General features: G+C 52.6%; 24 protein-coding genes. 11 read left to right on the top strand and 13 right to left on the bottom strand.

Annotated features, from left to right (window positions below; translation table 11 throughout):
* The first annotated feature begins 27 nt into the window (after positions 1-27).
* From DD597_RS02610 to DD597_RS02600, 3 genes are all read left to right on the top strand, one after another.
* Positions 28-141, top strand: coding sequence for a YceO family protein (locus DD597_RS02610; RefSeq protein ID WP_003858014.1), 114 nt, complete (start codon positions 28-30; stop codon positions 139-141).
* Positions 142-366: 225 nt separating this feature from the next.
* Positions 367-933, top strand: coding sequence for a cytochrome b (locus tag DD597_RS02605; RefSeq protein WP_129255925.1), 567 nt, complete (start codon positions 367-369; stop codon positions 931-933).
* A gap of 1 nt (position 934) precedes the next feature.
* On the top strand, positions 935-1,513 hold the full coding sequence (locus tag DD597_RS02600) for a YceI family protein (RefSeq protein ID WP_022650779.1): 579 nt from the start codon (positions 935-937) through the stop codon (positions 1,511-1,513).
* A 38-nt stretch (positions 1,514-1,551) separates the two neighbouring features.
* On the opposite strand, the gene DD597_RS02595 is transcribed toward DD597_RS02600, so the two are convergent.
* Complete coding sequence (locus DD597_RS02595) at positions 1,552-2,601, bottom strand: rhodanese-related sulfurtransferase (protein ID WP_003858018.1); 1,050 nt, start codon at positions 2,599-2,601, stop codon at positions 1,552-1,554.
* Between the two features lie 218 nt (positions 2,602-2,819).
* Here DD597_RS02595 and DD597_RS02590 point away from each other — a divergent pair, with 218 nt between their 5' ends.
* From DD597_RS02590 to DD597_RS02580, 3 genes are all read left to right on the top strand, one after another.
* On the top strand, positions 2,820-3,746 hold the full coding sequence (locus tag DD597_RS02590; protein WP_003858019.1) for a Kdo(2)-lipid IV(A) acyltransferase: 927 nt from the start codon (positions 2,820-2,822) through the stop codon (positions 3,744-3,746).
* 141 nt (positions 3,747-3,887) lie between these two features.
* Positions 3,888-5,123 carry a multidrug efflux MFS transporter MdtG gene (gene mdtG / locus DD597_RS02585; protein WP_129255924.1) on the top strand — a complete coding sequence of 412 codons (1,236 nt, stop codon included), beginning with the start codon at positions 3,888-3,890 and terminating at the stop codon, positions 5,121-5,123.
* Positions 5,124-5,202: 79 nt separating this feature from the next.
* Positions 5,203-5,577: a MysB family protein gene (locus tag DD597_RS02580; RefSeq protein WP_003858026.1), complete on the top strand. Its 375-nt coding sequence runs from the start codon at positions 5,203-5,205 to the stop codon at positions 5,575-5,577.
* Positions 5,578-5,584: 7 nt separating this feature from the next.
* Here DD597_RS02580 and DD597_RS02575 read toward each other — a convergent pair whose 3' ends face one another.
* The 3 genes from DD597_RS02575 to mdoG all read right to left on the bottom strand — a co-directional run bounded on the left by DD597_RS02575 (position 5,585) and on the right by mdoG (position 9,970).
* Positions 5,585-5,812, bottom strand: coding sequence for a YceK/YidQ family lipoprotein (locus DD597_RS02575; RefSeq protein ID WP_003858030.1), 228 nt, complete (start codon positions 5,810-5,812; stop codon positions 5,585-5,587).
* A gap of 83 nt (positions 5,813-5,895) precedes the next feature.
* Complete coding sequence (gene mdoH, locus DD597_RS02570) at positions 5,896-8,424, bottom strand: glucans biosynthesis glucosyltransferase MdoH (protein ID WP_015570846.1); 2,529 nt, start codon at positions 8,422-8,424, stop codon at positions 5,896-5,898.
* Positions 8,417-9,970, bottom strand: coding sequence for a glucans biosynthesis protein MdoG (gene mdoG, locus DD597_RS02565; protein ID WP_032608994.1), 1,554 nt, complete (start codon positions 9,968-9,970; stop codon positions 8,417-8,419). Before mdoG ends, mdoH begins: the two co-directional genes overlap by 8 nt.
* A gap of 255 nt (positions 9,971-10,225) precedes the next feature.
* Between mdoG and mdoC the strand changes: the two genes are divergently transcribed.
* Positions 10,226-11,365, top strand: coding sequence for a glucans biosynthesis protein MdoC (gene mdoC / locus DD597_RS02555; protein ID WP_023315799.1), 1,140 nt, complete (start codon positions 10,226-10,228; stop codon positions 11,363-11,365).
* Positions 11,366-11,406: 41 nt separating this feature from the next.
* Here the strand turns inward: mdoC and ymdB are convergent, their stop codons facing one another.
* The 5 genes from ymdB to csgB form a co-directional block, all read right to left on the bottom strand.
* A complete protein-coding gene (ymdB, locus tag DD597_RS02550; RefSeq protein WP_023324442.1) occupies positions 11,407-11,943 on the bottom strand; it encodes an O-acetyl-ADP-ribose deacetylase in 537 nt (178 codons plus the stop codon).
* 80 nt (positions 11,944-12,023) lie between these two features.
* Complete coding sequence (locus DD597_RS02545; RefSeq protein WP_003858038.1) at positions 12,024-12,344, bottom strand: type 1 fimbrial protein; 321 nt, start codon at positions 12,342-12,344, stop codon at positions 12,024-12,026.
* A gap of 153 nt (positions 12,345-12,497) precedes the next feature.
* On the bottom strand, positions 12,498-12,830 hold the full coding sequence (gene csgC, locus DD597_RS02540; RefSeq protein ID WP_003858040.1) for a curli assembly chaperone CsgC: 333 nt from the start codon (positions 12,828-12,830) through the stop codon (positions 12,498-12,500).
* Positions 12,831-12,886: 56 nt separating this feature from the next.
* Positions 12,887-13,342 carry a curli major subunit CsgA gene (gene csgA, locus DD597_RS02535; RefSeq protein WP_003858043.1) on the bottom strand — a complete coding sequence of 152 codons (456 nt, stop codon included), beginning with the start codon at positions 13,340-13,342 and terminating at the stop codon, positions 12,887-12,889.
* Positions 13,343-13,381: 39 nt separating this feature from the next.
* The gene (gene csgB, locus DD597_RS02530) at positions 13,382-13,837 is read right to left on the bottom strand and encodes a curli minor subunit CsgB (RefSeq protein ID WP_003858046.1); all 456 of its coding nucleotides are present in this window, start codon (positions 13,835-13,837) and stop codon (positions 13,382-13,384) included.
* Positions 13,838-14,580: 743 nt separating this feature from the next.
* Between csgB and csgD the strand changes: the two genes are divergently transcribed.
* The 4 genes from csgD to csgG are packed head-to-tail and all read left to right on the top strand — an operon-like array spanning position 14,581 to position 16,928.
* Positions 14,581-15,231, top strand: a complete 651-nt coding sequence (gene csgD, locus DD597_RS02525; protein WP_003858049.1) for a biofilm master transcriptional regulator CsgD — start codon at positions 14,581-14,583, stop codon at positions 15,229-15,231.
* 4 nt (positions 15,232-15,235) lie between these two features.
* On the top strand, positions 15,236-15,625 hold the full coding sequence (csgE, locus tag DD597_RS02520; RefSeq protein WP_003858052.1) for a curli production assembly/transport protein CsgE: 390 nt from the start codon (positions 15,236-15,238) through the stop codon (positions 15,623-15,625).
* A gap of 26 nt (positions 15,626-15,651) precedes the next feature.
* Positions 15,652-16,068 (top strand): curli production assembly/transport protein CsgF, encoded by a 417-nt coding sequence (csgF, locus tag DD597_RS02515; RefSeq protein WP_032608989.1) that lies wholly within the window; start codon positions 15,652-15,654, stop codon positions 16,066-16,068.
* Positions 16,069-16,094: 26 nt separating this feature from the next.
* Positions 16,095-16,928: a curli production assembly/transport protein CsgG gene (gene csgG / locus DD597_RS02510; RefSeq protein ID WP_003858055.1), complete on the top strand. Its 834-nt coding sequence runs from the start codon at positions 16,095-16,097 to the stop codon at positions 16,926-16,928.
* A gap of 42 nt (positions 16,929-16,970) precedes the next feature.
* Here the strand turns inward: csgG and DD597_RS02505 are convergent, their stop codons facing one another.
* From DD597_RS02505 to ghrA, 4 genes are all read right to left on the bottom strand, one after another.
* Positions 16,971-17,453, bottom strand: a complete 483-nt coding sequence (locus DD597_RS02505; RefSeq protein WP_057979956.1) for a DUF1097 domain-containing protein — start codon at positions 17,451-17,453, stop codon at positions 16,971-16,973.
* A 96-nt stretch (positions 17,454-17,549) separates the two neighbouring features.
* Entirely contained in the window at positions 17,550-18,104 is a 555-nt protein-coding gene (locus DD597_RS02500; RefSeq protein WP_003858059.1) for a molecular chaperone, read from the bottom strand.
* A gap of 19 nt (positions 18,105-18,123) precedes the next feature.
* A complete protein-coding gene (locus tag DD597_RS02495; protein ID WP_003858061.1) occupies positions 18,124-18,861 on the bottom strand; it encodes a phosphatase in 738 nt (245 codons plus the stop codon).
* A gap of 84 nt (positions 18,862-18,945) precedes the next feature.
* Complete coding sequence (gene ghrA, locus DD597_RS02490) at positions 18,946-19,884, bottom strand: glyoxylate/hydroxypyruvate reductase GhrA (RefSeq protein WP_032658002.1); 939 nt, start codon at positions 19,882-19,884, stop codon at positions 18,946-18,948.
* Positions 19,885-20,029 lie beyond the last annotated feature (145 nt).

Raw genomic sequence — 20,029 nt, 5'->3', positions numbered from 1 at the left:
CGGGGCCTGTTTAGCGAGAGGGGCATGATGCGCAGACTGGTGAATTACCTTATCAATAACATCCGCGAGCATTTCATGCTCTACATTGTTCTTTGGTCGCTACTGGCGATCATTGACGTTATCTATATTGTATTCTTCTGAACGTTCTCGCTGACGTTTATTGACACTCCTTTAAATTTATTTAACTTATATTTTTAAAAAACGTCGCCTCAAATTTATTGAACGAAGCGATTGAAATACATTGCGGAAACACATTCAAATTCGCTGAAATAAATTAAATAAAATACATTATTCATTTTTTTCAGTTGCATTATTTATTTAACCCGTCCATTTTTATTGCTCAGTCATTTGAGAACGGAAATTCATATGCTATGGCGTAACTCCTCCCGTCGCTACGGAATAATATCCATGTGTTTACACTGGCTATTTGCAATTGCCGTCTATGCCATGTTTGGTCTCGGCCTCTGGATGGTGACATTAAGCTATTATGACGGTTGGTATCATCAGGCCCCCGAATTGCACAAAAGCATTGGGGTTCTGCTGATGATGGGTCTGGTTTTTCGCGTGATCTGGCGACATATCTCTCCGCCCCCTCCTGCGCCCAAAAGCCATGGCCGACTTACCCGCATAAGCGCTGTTGGCGCGCATATCGCACTCTATGCCCTGCTGTTCGCCATTCTGATCAGCGGCTATCTCATTTCGACCGCAGACGGCAAACCGATCAGCGTATTTGGGCTTTTTGATGTCCCAGCCACGCTGGCTGACGCCGGTTCACAGGCTGACACCGCAGGTGTGGTTCATTTGTGGCTGGCATGGAGCGTAGTGATCCTGTCTGTCCTGCATGGCCTTGCGGCCCTGAAACACCACTTTATTGATAAAGACGATACGCTGAAGCGCATGCTTGGCCGTTCGTCAGTTGACTCTGGAGCATAAAATGAAAAAACGCCTGTTGGGTATCGCATTAGGTTCGCTGTTATTTACTACCGGTTCGGCCCTGGCCGCCGACTATAAAATTGATAAAGAGGGCCAGCATGCCTTCGTCAATTTCCGTATTCAGCATCTGGGTTACAGCTGGTTATATGGCACGTTCAATGATTTCGATGGCACATTTACTTTCGACGAGAAAAACCCTGCTGCCGATAAAGTGAACGTCACCATTAATACCAACAGCGTCGACACTAATCACGCCGAGCGTGATAAACATCTGCGCAGCGCTGAATTCCTGAACGTGGGCAAATTCCCGCAAGCTACTTTCGCGTCGACAGAGGTGAAGAAAGACGGTGATAAACTCGCTATTACCGGTAATCTCACGCTGAACGGCGTAACAAAACCTGTCACACTGGATGCCAAATTAATTGGACAGGGTGACGATCCATGGGGCGGAAAACGTGCTGGCTTTGAAGCCGCAGGCAAAATTCATCTGAAAGATTTTAATATCACCACGGATTTAGGCCCGGCATCGCAGGATGTAGAGCTGATTATTTCGGTGGAAGGCGTTCAGCAGAAGTCATAAAACAGGCCCGGCAGGCTTGTGAGCCGCCGGGCAGTGTTTTACTCCGGGTCCGGAATACCCAGTTTGGTATTCAGTCGGCCCCGGGATTTATTAAAGATCTTATTCCCGTTCTCGCGTCCGGCACGGCGACGACGTTGCTCTTCTTCAGGCAACATACTCTCTTCGCTGCACAGCTCGCTACAGCAGCCATTAAACTTCTCGGCGCATGCAGGGCACTGAATAAACAGCAGATGACACCCGTCGTTTTTGCAGTTGGTATGCGTATCGCACGGTGTTCCGCACTGGTGACAGTGCGCGATCACGTCCTCTGAAATTCGCTCGCCCATACGCTCATCAAACACAAAGTTCTTACCGATAAAACGCACCGGTAAACCCTGCTCACGGGCGCGGCGGGCATACTCGATAATCCCACCCTCAATGTGCCAGACTTTATTAAACCCGTTGTGCTTCATCCAGGCGCTGGCTTTTTCACAGCGGATCCCCCCGGTACAGTACATCACGATCTTTTTGTCTTTATGCTCCTGCATCATCTCAACCGCTTTCGGCAGTTGCTCGCGGAAGGTGTCGGCAGGAATTTCCATCGCATTTTCGAAGTGCCCCACTTCATATTCGTAGTGGTTACGCATATCGATGAACACCGCATCCGGATCGTCGAGCATCGCGTTCACTTCAGCGGCCTTCAGGTATTCCCCCACATTAGCAGCATTGAAGCTCGGATCGTCAATGCCATCCGCCACAATACGCTCGCGCACCTTCATGCGCAGCACCCAGAATGATTTACCGTCATCATCCAACGCAATATTCAGGCGTAAGCCGTTAAGCGCCGGATCAAACCCGTAAAGGAGATCGCGGAAGGCGCTGACCTTGCTTTCCGGCACGCTGATCTGCGCGTTAATCCCCTCACGCGCCAGATAGACGCGACCAAACACGTTCAGGGCGGTGAAAGCCTGGTAAAGCGCATCGCGGGTCGCCTGTGGATCGTCGATGGTGAAATACTTATAGAAAGAGATCGTTGTGCGCGGTTCGGTTTCGGCCAACATACGCGCTTTCAACATCTCATTCGAAACGCGGTTGTGTAACACTGGCATGGTGTACAAGTCCTGCAATCGTTGAGAAATAAAAATCGGTCGGCATGATATAGCAAACAAAGACAATTTACATCCACACAATTTACGCTACATTTCAGTCAATCTGATTAATCAGACTTAACATTTGCATATTCTTTCATGTTTCGATGACAGACATTTTGGCTATGCCTTAAAAAATGAGACAATAGCCTTTCAGGACGTTAGAACACAGGACAGACATGACCCAGTTACCGAAATTTACTGCCGCGCTTTTGCATCCCCGCTATTGGTTAACATGGTCAGGCATTGGCTTGTTGTGGCTAATTGTACAGCTGCCTTATCCCGTCATTTTCCGCATGGGTAAAGGGCTGGGTCGCATTGCTCAGCAGTTTATGAAGCGTCGCGCCAGGATCGCGTATCGCAACCTTGAGCTTTGCTTTCCTCAGATGAGTGAATCTGAGCGCCACGACATGGTGGTTAAAAACTTCGAATCTGTCGGCATGGGGCTGATGGAGACCGGTATGGCCTGGTTCTGGTCGGATAAGCGCATGGCGCGCTGGACGGAAGTGGCTGGGACCGGCATGGAGCCAGTGCATACTCTTCAGGCCAACCAGACTGGCGTCCTGCTGATTGGCGTTCATTTTCTGACGCTCGAAATTGGCGCACGCATGTTCGGCATGCAGGCGCCCGGTATTGGCGTTTATCGTCCTAACGATAATCCGGTGATCGATTTGATCCAGACCAACGGACGCATGCGCTCCAATAAAAGCATGATCGACCGAAAAGACCTGAAAGGGATGATCCGCGCCCTGAAATCAGGTGAGGTGGTCTGGTACGCCCCGGATCATGACTATGGCCCGCAATCCAGCGTGTTTGTTCCGTTCTTTGCGGTGGAAGATGCAGCGACGACCACCGGGACCTGGATGCTGGCGCGAATGTCCAAAGCGGCTATCGTGCCGTTTGTACCGCGCCGTAAACCAGACGGTTCAGGCTATCAGCTCATCATGCTGGAGCCGGAGCTCGCGCCACCGCTGATTGATGCGGAAACCACCGCCCGCTGGATGAACGGCGTTGTCGAGAAATGCATTATGCTTGCCCCGGAGCAGTACATGTGGCTGCATCGCCGCTTTAAAACCCGGCCTCAGGGCGTCCCTTCACGTTATTAACCTGCATGCGGCCATCCGGGCCGCATGTTGTTTTAGCTTTAAAAGCTCCCCGTCATTGCGGCAATCATACCCCGGGCGCATAATTAGCAGGCTTATTACCTCACTGGTCACGGTGCCCTGCACCTCATTATGCGGATAGTTATGTCCCCCACAGATGCTCCCATAAACTGGAAACGTAACCTGACGGTTGCGTGGCTGGGTTGTTTTCTTACTGGCGCCGCCTTTAGCCTGGTGATGCCTTTCCTGCCCCTCTACGTTGAGCAGCTCGGCGTCACCGGACATAGCGCCCTGAATATGTGGTCCGGCCTGGTGTTCAGCATTACGTTCCTGTTCTCCGCCATTGCGTCGCCTTTCTGGGGTGGGCTGGCGGATCGCAAAGGCCGCAAAATTATGCTGCTGCGCTCCGCGCTCGGCATGGCGATCATTATGCTGCTGATGGGGATGGCGCAGAACGTCTGGCAGTTCCTGATATTACGCGCACTCCTGGGTCTGCTCGGGGGATTTATCCCTAACGCCAACGCCCTGATCGCCACCCAAATCCCGCGCCAGAAAAGCGGCTGGGCGTTGGGCACGCTCTCCACTGGCGGCGTAAGTGGCGCACTGCTGGGCCCGCTGGCGGGCGGGCTGCTGGCCGACCACTACGGACTGCGGCCGGTATTCTTCATTACCGCCAGCGTGCTGTTCCTCTGCTTCCTGGTGACGCTTATCTGTATCCGGGAGAATTTCACGCCGGTAGCCAAAAAAGAGATGCTGCACGCCCGGGATGTGCTGGCCTCGCTGAAAAACCCAAAGCTGGTGCTGAGTCTGTTTGTGACTACCATGATTATCCAGGTGGCCACCGGTTCAATCGCGCCTATTCTGACGCTCTATGTCCGCGATCTGGCGGGAAACGTCAGCAATATCGCCTTTATCAGCGGCCTGATCGCCTCTGTTCCCGGCGTGGCGGCGCTACTGAGCGCGCCGCGGCTCGGCAAGCTGGGAGACCGTATCGGCCCGGAAAAGATCCTGATCTGCGCCCTGATCGTCTCCGTCCTGCTGCTGATCCCCATGGCGATGGTGCAGTCTCCCTGGCAGCTCGGCGTCCTGCGCTTCCTGCTGGGGGCTGCCGATGGCGCACTGCTCCCGGCCGTGCAGACGCTGCTGGTCTATAATTCCACCAACCAGATAGCCGGTCGTATTTTCAGCTATAACCAGTCGTTTCGCGATCTGGGTAACGTCACCGGGCCGCTGGTCGGTGCGGGGATTTCAGCCAGTTTCGGTTTCCGGGCGGTCTTTATCGTGACGGCAGGCGTCGTGCTGTTCAACGCCGTTTATTCGTGGCTCAGCTTATTCCGGGCGCTACGCCCGGGGCGAATAAGACAACATCGTGACGGCTAATTTTCGCATTCATACTTGCAAAATCACATAATCAGCTATTCTTTCCCTGAATACCTTCACGAAAAACAGGGAGACACCAATGACCATGTACGCCACGCTGGAAGAAGCAATTGATGCCGCTCGCGAAGAGTTCCTCGCCGATAATCCCGGCATTGAGGAAGAAGATGCTGACGTGCAACAACTCAATATCCAAAAATACGTCCTACAGGACGGCGATATTATGTGGCAGGCCGAATTCTTTGCTGATGAAGGTGAAGATGGTGAATGTCTGCCGATACTGAGTGGTGAAGGTGCACAGGCGGTATTCGACGGCGACTATGACGAAATTGAGTTACGTCAGGAGTGGCTGGAAGAAAATACGCTGCACGAATGGGACGAAGGCGAGTTTCAGCTCGAACCGCCGCTGGATACCGAAGAGGGTCAGGCCGCAGCGGACGAATGGGACGAGCGATGAGCTCCCGTTACTCGTAAGGGCCGTGACTGGCATCAATGGGCAGCAGCAGCGTGTCGAAAATCAGCGAAAACGGCAGATCGAGTACGGTGAGATAGCGCCATGCAGAATCGCGAACGTCCCACTGTACGCCGGGGTAGTATTGATTCCCGTGGCCCTGCCCGGGGATGGTGCGGCTGATAATGCTGCCGCAGCCGCTGAGCAGGCATGCCATCATGACGACAATGATTACTTTCATGTCTGACCTCTAAAAAATACCGGCGATTAAGCCGGTATTTCATTTGGCGGGTGGCGCTTCGCTTACCCGCCCTACTTAACAACTTACTTCGCCTTCAGTGCCAGCGGATTCAGCTTAACGTCCTTATAGTAGTTCACCCACGAAGAGTATCTCTCCGGCGCGGACCACACGCGGTAGTGAAGCCGTGCCATCGTCACCGGATCGCTCAACAGCACCAGACGACGGTCGCGGTTAAGCTTTTCTGGCGTCTCGTTCAGCGCCTGCTCAACGTGGCGATCGCGGGCGATCTCCAGCACCTGGCTGGCGCGGTGACGCGCCGTCGCCATCGCGGTTGCCAGCGCGTTGAATGACGGGTTAAACACGGCGTGCATAAAGCCATCATCCAGCGTGCGTTTGCGGTTCTGCTCCAGATAGGTATCGGTATCCACCAGCACCTGCGGCGGAGAATACTCTTCCGGGATCAGGAACAGCTTCCAGCGTTTGGTACGCAGGCCAACCGTGGAACGGCTGGAGATCACCGACACAAACGGCGACAGGATCAGCGAGAAGACGATTGGCGCCAGCCAGAACAGGAAACGCAGATCCAGCCAGGCCATACCAACGGCCCACACCAGGCCCAGCAGCAGCTGAGAGCCGTGGCGCATAAAGGCCTCACTCCACGGCGTAGAGTCATCGTCACGCTGCGGTGAATTCCACACCACTTCCCATCCCAGGAACGCGCTCACCACAAACACCGTATGGAACAGCATACGCACCGGCGCCAGCAGGACCGAGAACAGCACTTCCAGCAGCAGTGAAAGGGTCACGCGGCAGAAACCACCGTACTCCTTCGAACCTTTGCACCAGATCAGAATGATACTGAGCAGCTTAGGCAGGAACAGCAGCACCATGGTCGACGCGAACAGCGCAATCGCCAGCTCCGGACGCCACTGCGGCCACACCGGGAACAGCTGGCGCGGTTGCAGGAAGTATTGCGGCTCCGTCAGAGCATGCACAACCTGCAACGCGGTCGAGAGTGCCAGGAACATAAACCACAGCGGCGCAGACAGATAGGACATAACGCCCGTCAGGAACACCGCACGGTGAACAGGGTGCATCCCTTTCACCAGGAACAGGCGGAAGTTCATCAGGTTACCGTGACACCAGCGGCGGTCGCGTTTGAGCTCATCCAGCAGGTTCGGCGGCAGCTCTTCATACGAGCCAGGCAGATCGTAGGCAATCCAGACGCCCCACCCTGCACGACGCATCAGAGCAGCTTCCACAAAGTCATGCGACAGAATGGACCCGGCAAACGACCCTTCACCCGGCAGCGGCGCCAGGGCACAGTGCTCGATGAATGGCTTCACGCGGATAATGGCGTTGTGGCCCCAGTAGTGAGATTCACCCAGCTGCCAGAAGTGCAGACCGGCAGTAAACAGCGGCCCGTAGACGCGGGTCGCAAACTGCTGGCAGCGCGCATACAGCGTGTCCATACCTGACGCTTTTGGCGAGGACTGAATAATACCCGCGTTCGGGTTGGCTTCCATCAGACGGACCAGCCCGCTCAGGCAGTCGCCGCTCATCACGGAGTCCGCATCCAGAACCACCATGTAGCTGTACTGGTTACCCCAGCGACGACAGAAGTCATCAATGTTCCCGCTCTTACGCTTAACACGACGACGACGACGGCGGTAGAAGATCTGCCCTTCCCCCTGCACCTCGGCAATCAGCTCCATCCAGGCTTTTTGCTCTGCCACGCAAATATCCGGGTTGTAGCTGTCGCTCAGGATATAGACGTCGAAATGCGCCGCGTTACCGGTCGCCTTCACGGACTCCCAGGTGGCACGCAGCCCGGCGAATACGCGGTCAACGTCTTCGTTACAGATAGGCATGATCAGCGCGGTACGGTGCTCAGGATTGAGGGGTTCATCCCCGACCGTCGACGCGGAAATGCTGTATTTGTCACGCCCCATCAGCAGTTGCAGGAAGCCCATCAGCGCCGTCCAGAACCCGGCGGAGACCCAACAGAACAGCACGGCGAACAGCAGAAGAATGCCGCTCTGTAAAATATACGGCAGCAGCTGCATGAAGGAGACCCAGATATCCTGGCCAATCATGTCAGCAGGGTTAATCAACGCCCAGCCCTGGTACGGCAGAATGGTTTTCATGTACCAGGTGGCGACAACCGTCTGCGCCAGCGTCAGCAGCAGCAGAATGTAACGACGAATCGTTCCTACGGTACGCCATTTCTGCTCGGAGGCCTGCTGTTCTTTGGTCAGACGTGACAGATAGCGCGGTGTCACGTCACGCCCACGCAGACGATCCCAGAAGCGGCCCACCGGGTTGGTGCGCCACGGATCGGGGAACATGGAGGAACGCGTGGCCTTCGGCATCGCCTGTAGCTGGTCACGCCCTTCGTCATCCTTGATTAACTGCCCTTCTGCCAGCGAGTCCGGCCATGCCTGCTCCAGACGTGCCTTCACTGACCCCAGCGGCGTATCATCATCACGGGAAAAATGACGATGTTCACCATCAAGCGCGGTGTGAACCGCGCGGATGTCGCTCGCAGGGAGCGCCGCTTTTTCAATGTCCGTCAGCGGCATGGCATCAATATATTCAGATGTATTATTCATTGGCAGGTAGCTGATAGCTCCAGGTTTCACTCAGCGGCTTATCGTTACTGACCAGCGCGGCGCGCATTTCAGTGGTCTGTTTCGGATCCTTCACCTTCACGCGCAGGGTCAAACGCCACCCTTTGGTGACCGGGTTGTACCGCACGGCGTTTTCAACGATTTCACCGTTATCGCCAATGCTGGCCTGTGCCGTCACGGCAGTATCCGGCGCCAGTTTTTTCATATCCTGCCCGGCGAAGTCCACGATAAATGCCAGCGTGCCATCCGGCTGACGAATCAGGTTGGACTGCTTCACATCACCCGTTGAACGACGCGTCTGCATCACATACGCGTTATCCGGTGCGTGCAGCTTGTCTTCGTCACGGCTGAAGGTAATCGCATACTTGAAGTTCATCTCTTTACCGGCTTCAGGCAGCTGATCCGGTGTCCAGTACGCCACGATGTTATCGTTGGTTTCATCGTTGGTTGGAATTTCAACCAGCTCAACCTTACCTTTACCCCAGTCGCCTTTCGGCGTAACCCAGGCGCTTGGGCGCAGATCGTAGCGGTCATCCAGATCTTCAAAGCGGGAGAACTGACGGCCACGTTGCAGCAGACCAAAGCCCTGCGGGTTTTCCATCGCAAAGCTGCTGACCGCGAGGTGTTTCGGGTTGTTCAGCGGACGCCAGATCCACTCGCCGTTACCGGCATGGATGGAGAGGCCATTGGAATCATGCAGTTCAGGACGGAAATTGGTCGCCGGAGATGGCTGGTTCGGCCCAAACAGGAACATACTGGTCAGCGGTGCGACGCCCAGTTTGCCCACTTTATCGCGCAGGTAAACTTTAGACTGCACGTCAACCACCGTGTCACGCCCTGGCATGATCACGAAGCGATAAGCGCCGGTCGCACGAGGGGAGTCCAGCAGCGCATAAATTGTCAGACGTTTGTCGGTTGGTTTTGGACGTTCGATCCAGAACTCGCGAAAACGTGGAAATTCTTCACCTGATGGCAGCGCGGTATCAATTGCCAGACCGCGCGCAGAAAGCCCGTACACCTGCCCCGCGCCAATCACGCGGAAGTAGCTGGCGCCAAGCATGCTGACGATTTCATCGTTTTTATCTTTGCTGTTAATCGGATAAAGCACCTTGAAGCCTGCGAAGCCGAGGTCTTTCACCGTGTCTTTATCGTGTTGCACATCGCCAAAATTGAAGTAATCCGGGCTGTACTTGATTTTGCGTACCGCGGTCGCCGTCACTTCATTGATGGCAACTGGCGTGTCGAAGTACATACCCTGGTGGTAAAATTCAAGCTTGAACGGGGTTTTAATATTGTTCCAGTACGCTTTATCGTGATTGAACTGGATCTGCTGATAGTCCGCGTATTTCATGTCGCGGAAAACGGAGGGCAGGTTACTTTTTGGCGCTTCGTAGCTCTTGCCCGCCATCGATTTTGCCTGTTTTGCGACATCATCGATGTTAAAGGCCAGTGCAGATGAGGTATACAGTGACAACAGCACTGCTACACCCAACCAACGCATTTTCATCATTTGTGGTTTATGTTTCATAATAAGTAAGCACTTCCCCCTTTGTGTGCTTATATCGATCCGATCCATTTTAATGGAAACTCAGGCAATCCGACAACATTATCACTGCTTTGTTCAGCTCGCTGGCTCATGGATTAAGCAAATGAAAGAACCCGCTTTTCACTTTGCGTGCTTATCCTGGAGACAGGGTGTCGGTCTTGGTGTAGGGTTGGCTCCGAATGTAACCATTATGAGCCTTAGGGATAAGGCGAAAAGTCTGAGAATGCGCAAAGTTATATGAGCACAACCCCTGTACAACGTGAATATTTCCTCGACTCGATCCGCGCATGGCTCATGCTATTGGGGATCCCTTTTCATATTTCACTGATCTATTCCAGCCACACCTGGCACGTGAACAGCCAGATGCCCTCCTGGTGGCTGACGCTGTTTAATGATTTTATCCATGCCTTCCGCATGCAGGTGTTTTTTGTTATTTCCGGTTATTTCTCTTACATGCTCTTCTTGCGCTATCCCCTCAAGCGATGGTGGAAAGTGCGCGTGGAGCGCGTGGGCATACCGATGTTGACGGCCATTCCGCTGCTGACGCTGCCGCAGTTCATCATGTTGCAGCATGTTAAAGGCAAGGCGGAAAACTGGCCGAATCTCTCCTTCTATGAGAAATACAACACCCTGGTCTGGGAGCTTATTTCCCACCTCTGGTTCCTGCTGGTACTGGTGGTGCTAACCACGGTGAGTTTGCTGATCTTCAGCCAGCTGCGTCAGCGCGCGAGCACCACATCCTCGACCTTCTTCGCCAACATCACCCTGGGCAAGCTGTCGCTGCTGTTTCTTGCGCTGGGGGTCGCGTATGCCGCCATCAGGCGTACCCTGCTCATTGTCTACCCTCCCATTCTGAGCGATGGGCTGTTTAATTTCGTGGTGATGCAGACCCTGTTCTACATTCCCTTCTTCCTGATTGGGGCGCTGGCATTTATTCATCCCCGGCTTAAAGCGCTGTTTACCACCCCCTCCCCCTGGTGTGCGGTGGGTGCTGCGCTGGCCTTTGCCGCCTATCTTCTCAATCAGCGCTATGGCAGCGGGGACGCGTGGATGTATGAAACAGAGAGCGTTATAACGATGCTGATGGGCCTGTGGATGGTGAACGTGGTGTTCGCCCTTGGCCATCGTCTGCTGAATTTTAAATCCAGTCGCGTCACCTATTTCGTTAATGCTTCGCTGTTTATCTACCTGGTTCACCATCCGCTGACGCTGTTTTTCGGGGCGTACATTACGCCGCATATCGCCTCGAATGCGCTGGGCTTCTTCACCGGCCTGGTCTTTGTGGTTGGCATTGCCATCGTGTTGTATGAAATCCACCTGCGGATCCCGCTTTTGCGTTTCCTGTTCTCAGGCAAACCTCAGGTTAAAGCGGGATAACAAAACGGCGCCTCCAGGGCGCCGTTTTTGCACTTCAGACATCAAAATGCCTGGCTGCGCGCGGTCAAAATCCGCTGATACAGGTCGGCGGTGTGCTCATCGAAACAGACAAAAATGACTTTTTCCGGCATGGGTTTGAGGGAAAGGTAGTGATAAACGGTATTCACGGCGATCGTAGCTGCCGCTTCCTTTGGATAGCCGAACACCCCGGTGCTAATGGCGGGGAACGCCATGGTCTTATACCCGTTATCCGCCGCAAGCCGCAGGCAGTTACGATACGCCTGCTCCAGAATCTCAGCCTCATGGCGGTCGCCACCGTGCCAGACGGGTCCAACGGTATGGATCACCGCTTTGGCCGGGAGATCGCCCGCAAGCGTAATAACAGCATGCCCCGGCGGGCACTCTCCCTGCTGCTGACGCACGGTTTTGCATGCTTCAAGGAGCTGAGGGCCTGCGGCCCGGTGAATGGCACCGTCCACCCCGCCCCCCCCCATCAGGGAGGAATTGGCTGCGTTGACGATCACGTCAACGCGCACCGTCGTGATATCGCCATGAATAACGTCGATTTGCGGTCTCATAAACACCCTCTGCAACCCGCCTTTTTCACCAGTGTATCGCAGAGGGAGAAGGAGAAAAACTGCCGCGAAAAAAACGTCGGTTAGCGGTAATCCACCTGAACGACCGCAAGCGTTTTCTGTTCATTCAGGTATTTCATGCTGACAGCGGCCAGAGCTGAATGAGGATGATGGCCCCGGAGCGCCTCGTCATAACTGATGGTATGCGTTTTCATACGGTTATTTTCCGGACAGGAGATCGCAAACTGCTGATGCCGGGGCGTGACTTCGCACGGGTCAGCGACCACCGCGCCACGAAAATGAATCACCCCACCATTTTCTATAGTTGCTGAATAAGCCGGAGAAAAAAAAGAGGACAGGATCAGTCCCAGACCAGAAATAATACACGCTGCGGATTTGAACATTATTTGTACTCCTCAATGAAATTCGTCCTTGAGGGGTAAAAACGCTCCGTTATGAAGTATCAATTTAAGCAACCCGATGACTGGGTTCTTGATATCAGCATAGCTTACCTGTGCAGCGCCGCCACTTTATTAAATCATTGATTTCATGAATTATTAAAGCGCACTTACCGGTGCGTTCCACTGCTGTGATAAATGAAGCGATTTTCCATCGGAAACGGTGACGATTATTTTTACCGCATCCCCTGAGCGAATATTTAAACTGATTCGCGTTAAATCAATCGGCTGATTAGCGGGTATAAAAAGAGTATTTTTCTGCCGCGATGTACTTTGTCCCCCCTGCCCCTGTCGGACAGATAACACCTCAACCTGACATTCGCAAGCGTCTGCCAGCGTGACCTGAGGAATAATGGTTGTCATATTTGCCTGCTGTGAGGTGCTGAACGTTATCTGGCTGGCAAGCGCGGCAAGGAGAATGAAGGTGCTCATGAGATCCTCCCGAAAAAAAACAGGGCGCATGCCCTGTTTTTTGGTACAGAAATGAATCAGTACTGGTGTGCGGTCGCGTTGTTGCCAAAGCCAACCTGGTGCACAGTCACCGTTGAGCCGGACGCTGTCTGGTCTACCGCCGCGCCGTTGCCGCCGCCGAACTGTTTCACGTTGATAACAGAGTCTTTGCTATTCCACTGGTCGATGGTGGCGCTGTTACCAAAGCCTTTTTGCAGCAGATCGATAGAACTGTCATCAGAGCCCTGGCCAACATCTGCGCCGTTACCACCACCATGCTGGGTAATGGTCAATTCAGAATCTCGGGCGTCCGTCTGCAAAGCAAGCGCGGAGTTACCGCCGCCGTACTGGTAAATGCTCAGGGTTGAGTCAGGGCCGTTATTGCCGCCACCCCAGCCACCACCGTGGCCGCCGCCAAATTGTGGTACCGCACCTGCGAAAGCACTGCCAGAAACTACGATTGCTGCAATAACTGCCACTTTGAAAAGTTTCATGGTAAACCCCCATCGGATTGATTAAGGCGTCACACATCGCTAACGTTGAATAACGCGAATAGCCATTTGCGACTGTCTCTGTACTACAACTGCTGTTTTCTGCGTACCATACTGCGTTATATTCGCCCTGTTACCCGAGCCTTTCTGGATAATCATGGCGGTGTTGCCAAAAGCGCCCTGCTTAATACTCGCATCGTTGCCGTTGCCGGTCTGATCGATATAAGCAAGGTTATACGTCCCTGACTGATCAACATTCGCGCGGTTATTCCCGCCCTCCTGAGAAATAACGGACAGCAATTTAGAACCGTCCTGGCGTACATCAGAATTATTTCCTGAACCCTGTTGACCAATAATGGCTGCCTGATTGTATGAAGCTTTACTTAATTCATTTATCGCAAAATTATATTCAGAACTGGCTAAATCTGAATCACCTGCGATTACAAACCCAGGCGCACCCAGTAATGTAAACATCATAAACAACGTTTTGTTTTTCATGCTGTCACCCTGGACCTGGCTATAAAAAAGTATCTCTTGCTCCGTTAACGCGATTCGTTTTGTTAACGCCGCGTTACGGAAAAGAGTATGTCTGCCGAAACATGTTTAATATCTCACCCGTGCGCCTTATTTTTATATTCTCCTTCACCTCAAAGTCGTAAATCTCGCCTGAAACGACGGGATACACGCCTAAAGCAGAAACCAAAAATGTCTTCCTGCGCTTGTACAACAGCGAGACAGACTGTCCAACCTGCACCGGCTTCTTCAGACAAAAAAGACAATGCCCTTTGCCACGCGCGTGACACGAAGCAAGTTTTCTTAAGAAAAAATTCTGGCTTAGGGAAGTCTTATGTTTTTAGCAGAGATCATACTTTATACCGGCTGGCTTAGAATAATACAAAGCCAAATAATTCAACCCATTATAATATACTTTATGGTTTTTAAAATCTGTGCACGTTTATACACATGTACAACTTTCCCCTTATCTTAAAATCTATTAGCCCTGCAATATACACAAATTAATATCTAATTTTACATTCTGTTACACGATTAACACTTGCTTTAAAGTTTGCAATAGCTAGATTGAAAACAGCAGTACGTTATTTGTTTTTAATTTTACCGCCTCCTTTGGAGGAAGGTTTTTTAACTACACACAGCAGTGCCACACCTGTCAGTACCTCTGGTGCCCTTTTCAATAATACGAGGGCAACTGCCGGGTGTCATAAATAACGTGGGGTTTCATCATGTTTAATGAAGTCCATAGCTTACCCGGTCATACATTATTGTTGATCACAAAACCTTCCTTACAAGCGACAGCGTTATTGCAGCATTTAAAGCAATGCCTGTCTCTTAACGGGAAACTGCATAATATTCAACGTTCTTTTGATGATATCGCTTCTGGCAGCATCATTCTTCTCGATATGATGGAAGCGGATAAAAAACTCATTCATTACTGGCAAGATAATTTAAGCAGGAAAAACAATAATATCCGCGTATTGTTATTAAATACGCCTGATGAGTATCCTTTCCGCGAAATTGAGAGCTGGCCGCATATTAACGGCGTGTTTTACGTCACTGAAGAAGAAAACCGTGTCGTGGAGGGTTTGCAGGGCATATTGCGGGGGGAGTGTTATTTCTCGCAGAAACTGGCCAGCTACCTCATTACCCACTCCGGAAATTATCGCTATAACAGTTCGGAATCGGCCCTTCTGACGCACCGTGAGAAAGAGATCCTGAACAAACTGCGTATTGGTGCTTCAAATATTGAAATCGCCCGTTCGTTATTTATCAGCGAAAATACGGTTAAGACGCATCTTTATAATCTTTTCAAAAAGATAGCTGTTAAAAATCGCACGCAGGCGGTGTCGTGGGCAAACGATAACCTCAGGCGTTAATAGCATGAAACGCACCTTAAGTTGGATTGCCGCCGCAGGCATTATGCTTGCTGCCGGAAACCTTCAGGCTGTTGAGGTAGAAGTTCCCGGACTGTTAACCGACCACACCGTCACCTCTGTCGGACACGATTTTTATCGTGCCTTCAGCGATAAGTGGGAAAGCGATTATCCGGGTAACTTAACCATCAACGAACGGCCCAGTGCGCGGTGGGGAAGCTGGATCACAATAACCGCTAATCAGGACGTTATTTACCAGACTTTTTTATTCCCAACGAAAAGAGACTTCGATCAGAACGTCGCTTTCGCGCTGGCACAAACAGAAGAAGCTATTAACCGCCTACAGTTAGACAAAGCCCTTTTGAGCACAGGCGATTTAGCAAAAGATGAGTTCTAACAACGATACCAATTTCGGAGGCTGTAATGCGTCTCGCACACACAGTGATTTCGTTAATGCTCATTGCGCCGTTGAGCTGGGCCGGAAATATGACATTCCAGTTCCGCAACCCTAATTTTGGCGGCAACCCGAATAACGGAGCCTTTATGCTTAACCAGGCTCAGGCTCAAAACTCCTATAAAGACCCCAGCTATGACGATGATTTCGGTATCGAGACCCCGTCAGCCCTGGATAATTTTACTCAGGCCATCCAGTCGCAAATATTAGGTGGCTTATTAACTAACATTAATACCGGAAAACCCGGCCGGATGGTCACCAACGACTTTATCGTCGATATTGCCAATAAAGACGGGCAGCTTCAGTTAAATGTGACAGACCGAAAAACCGGTAAAACGTCGACAATCCAGGTTTCCGGTTTGCAGACCAATTCAACTGATTTCTAAACAACCCCGAAATAAGGACAATTATTATGCAGCGCTTTTTTATTTTAGTTGCAGTGTGCTTATTAAGCGGTTGTTTAACTGCCCCGCCAAAAGAAGCCGCTAAACCCACCCTGATGCCTCGTGCCCAGAGCTATCGGGATCTGACGCATCTGCCGGTCCCAACCGGAAAGATATTCGTCTCGGTGTATAACATTCAGGATGAGACGGGTCAGTTCAAACCGTATCCGGCCAGTAACTTCTCGACAGCCGTACCGCAGAGCGCCACCGCGATGCTGGTTACCGCCCTGAAAGATTCTCGCTGGTTTATCCCGCTGGAACGTCAGGGGCTGCAAAACCTGCTTAACGAACGAAAAATCATTCGTGCCGCGCAGGAGAATGGTACCGTTGGCGTCAATAACCGCATGCCACTACAGTCTCTCACCGCAGCCAATATCATGGTGGAAGGCTCGATTATCGGCTACGAAAGTAACGTGAAATCGGGTGGCGCGGGTGCGCGTTACTTTGGCATCGGGGCCGACACGCAGTATCAGCTGGACCAGATTGCCGTCAACCTGCGCGTGGTTAACGTGAGCACGGGTGAGATATTATCCTCGGTGACCACCAGCAAAACGATTCTCTCTTATGAAGTGCAGGCCGGGGTATTCCGCTTTATCGATTACCAGCGTCTGCTGGAGGGTGAAATTGGCTATACCTCTAACGAGCCGGTCATGCTGTGTCTGATGTCGGCCATCGAAACCGGCGTGATTTTCCTGATTAATGACGGTATCGATCGCGGCTTGTGGGATCTTCAGAATAAAAGTGACGTGAGTAATGCGGTGCTGGTGAAATATCGTGAGATGTCGGTGCCGCCAGAGTCATAATCAGCGGCGCAAAAAAAGGCGAGAATTCCGTCTCGCCTTTTTTTATTTACTTACCGCAGGAACGCTCTGGCTCTTCTCGCGTCGGGCCGCAAGCCAAAGGCCGCTGTTCTTCATGGCGTAGCCAAACAGTAACCCCAGCATGAGCGAAGGGACCACCAGCTTCCAGTCCCCCTGCCCTGCAAAGGTCGCGCAGGCACCCATGAATGTGCCGGGCACAAAGGACAACAGCAGATGTTTTGCCTGAACGCACATCAGGAAGGCCACAATGCCGGTCATGGCGTACCCCAGGATTTCAAGATGCGGCGCCAGCGCGCTGCCTTTCATAATGACCAGCGCCCAGACCACGCCACTCAGTAACGTGCAGCCTGAAATAAAGAGCCCCTTGAGACCACCCTGCGGGCAGGCGAAATAGGCCGTGCAGCCAAGGAAACCAGCCCAGCTCAACAAGCCGAGAGAAACAGCCACCCAACTCCAGAGGCCGGAGAGGATGCCAGTCGTGATTGCAATACAAAGTAATATGTTCATGGTGCGCATCTTAGCAGATGCGCACCATAGAAATGAGATCAGAAGCACATTACGTGCAAGTTGAAATGTATCGTTGCAGGATTTTTGTGATTCAAGTCACTCTTCGTTCTCTTCTTCCAGCTCGTCCCACATAGCAGCGATAGCGTCACGCGTCAGCGGAGCCAGCGTTCTCCAGAATGGCGAAGTGGCGTGGGCTTCCACTTTACCCAGGAAGGTGCCAACCCACGGCAGCAGATACGTTTCGAACAGGGTCTCAATCGCCTCGTTCTCATCATCACCTGCATTATCTTCAATCCAGGAGGCCGCCAGCAGCAGGGTACCGATATGATCGGCAGGCATATCCGTCAGCGGCATGCCGCGTTCTGAAAGAAACGCCCGAACTTCCGCTTCGGTCGCACCTTCCTGCCAGGCAGAACGATACGGCGACACGCGACACTCTTCCCCCACAAACAGCGCGTTGTAATCCGTTGAAATCTGCTGCATATCGCAGCTTTTTTGCAAGCGTTCCAGCAATTCATCCTGTTCCAGCGGCCAGCTCTGCGCCAGTTTACCTTCACGAATCAGGGTAAACAGCGGAACCAGCAGCGGATCCTGCGGCTGGCGGTAATATAAGGTGCCCAGCACGCGGCAAAGGATGGAAAACTCATTCATGTTTTTATTCCGTTATTAATTAAAGATCGGCAAATTCATCAATCGGCGCCATGCCGCGCGACTCAAGGAAGTCGAGCATACGACGCGGCGTGACGTTCAGGATCTGTTCTTCCGGGAAATTCACGTCCCGCAATATTTTCAGGCACTCGCTGAAATCCCCCAGCGTGAAGGCCGTGTGTGAATCAGAGCCCAGCGCCACCATGCCGCCCGCGTCACGCACGGCCGCCGCCACTTCGCGGCAGTTGGCTTCACTGCCCTTACGCGAGTGAACAAAGGAGGAGTTGTTAATCTCCAGCGCCACGCGGTGCTTCGCTGCCGCCTGCGCCACGGCCTGAATATCAATCGGGTATTTCGGATTTCCCGGGTGGCTGATAATGTGCACGTTGCCGCTGGCAATAGTGGCAATCATCGCTGCGGTGTTGGTCTCTTTATCCTGGGGCGCAAAGACCGGCTCATGGAAGCCAGCGAGGATCAGATCTAAAGAGGTCAGCATCGGGCCGGTGCAGTCAATTTCACCGTCGGTATTTTTGATGTTCGCTTCGATGCCGCGCAGTATCCCAATACCGTCCACCAGGCGTGGCCAGATACGCATATTCACAAAATGCCAGTAGTGCGGCGCATCCGCCATATCCGGACCGTGATCGGTTATCGCAAACAGTTTGATGCCTTTCAGCTTCGCCTGAGCGATATAATCATGGAGGTTACTGTAAGCGTGGGTACTGGCGACGGTGTGCATATGCAGGTCAACGGGATACATCTTTCTCTCCTCTGCGGTTTTTCCAAAGGATAGCAGTTATCAGCGGCGAATATTAGCAAAAACCCGGCGAACGCCGGGTTTCTCTCAGTAGCCTCGCTGTCTGTCGACCTGTCCGGTCACCGCGTTGCCCTTCTCTATTTCGCTGATGGTATGCGAGATGTACGCCACGGCCTCCGCCGGTCGCGTCACGGCCGCAATATGGGGCGTCATCGCCACGCGCGGATGTGCCCAGAGCGGGCTATCTTTTGGCAGCGGTTCGCGGCTATACACATCCAGCATTGCGCCTTTCAGTTTACCGCTATCCAGCGCTTTTAGCAGATCGTCTTCCACAACGTGTACCCCGCGCGCCAGGTTCATTAAGTAGCTGTCTTCTGCCAACTGGTTGAGGAGCGTGCCATTGATAATGCCGACCGTTTCCGCCGTATTCGGCAGCAGGTTAATGAGGACGCGAGTCCCTTTCAGGAACGCCGGGAGTTCGTCCGTTCCGGCAAAGCTCTCGACGCCCGGATACTCCTTACGGCTCCGGCTCCAGCAGCGCAGTGGGAAGCCCCACGGTGCGAGCGCTTCGGCGACTTTCGAACCCAGTACACCCGCGCCGAGGATGCCGATGGTGAAATCTTCACGCTGATAATCCGGAAGCGGTTCCCAGTGGGATTGCTGTTTAAACGCCTGATAATCGTCGAAACGGCGGAACCAGTGCAGCACCTGGCTCACGGCATATTCCTGCATCTGCTGCCCCATACCGGTATCTTCCAGACGAAACAGGGGAATATCTTCCGGCAGCATTTCAGGGTGTGCCTTCAGCTTACTGAGAATGGAATCCACCCCCGCACCAAGAGCAAATACCGCCTTCAAACGGCGTCCCTGAAGCATTTCGACCGGGGGATGCCAGACCAGGGCGTAGTCGGCATGTTCATTATCGCCCTGTTTCCATTCGCGAACGCGTGCGCCAGGCAGTGCCGCCGTAAGCGCGTTAATCCAGTAAGCCGTATCAAAAGTGGGGTGATAGAAGATAATATCCATAGTCATTGCCTTTTATTGCACTGTTTTATTTTCATTTTCAACTGGCTTGCCAGCATAACAAATTTATTGCTAAACCGCGTTGCTGATAAAAGAGGCGCATTTCGCACATTTCGGAATCAGGTTGCCTGAAGTTTGTCTAAACACG

This window comes from Enterobacter cloacae complex sp. 677-3DZ2D5B, from assembly GCF_004136695.1.
Taxonomy (GTDB): domain Bacteria; phylum Pseudomonadota; class Gammaproteobacteria; order Enterobacterales; family Enterobacteriaceae; genus Enterobacter; species Enterobacter hormaechei_C.
This window is presented reverse-complemented; position numbering and strand designations above follow the sequence as displayed.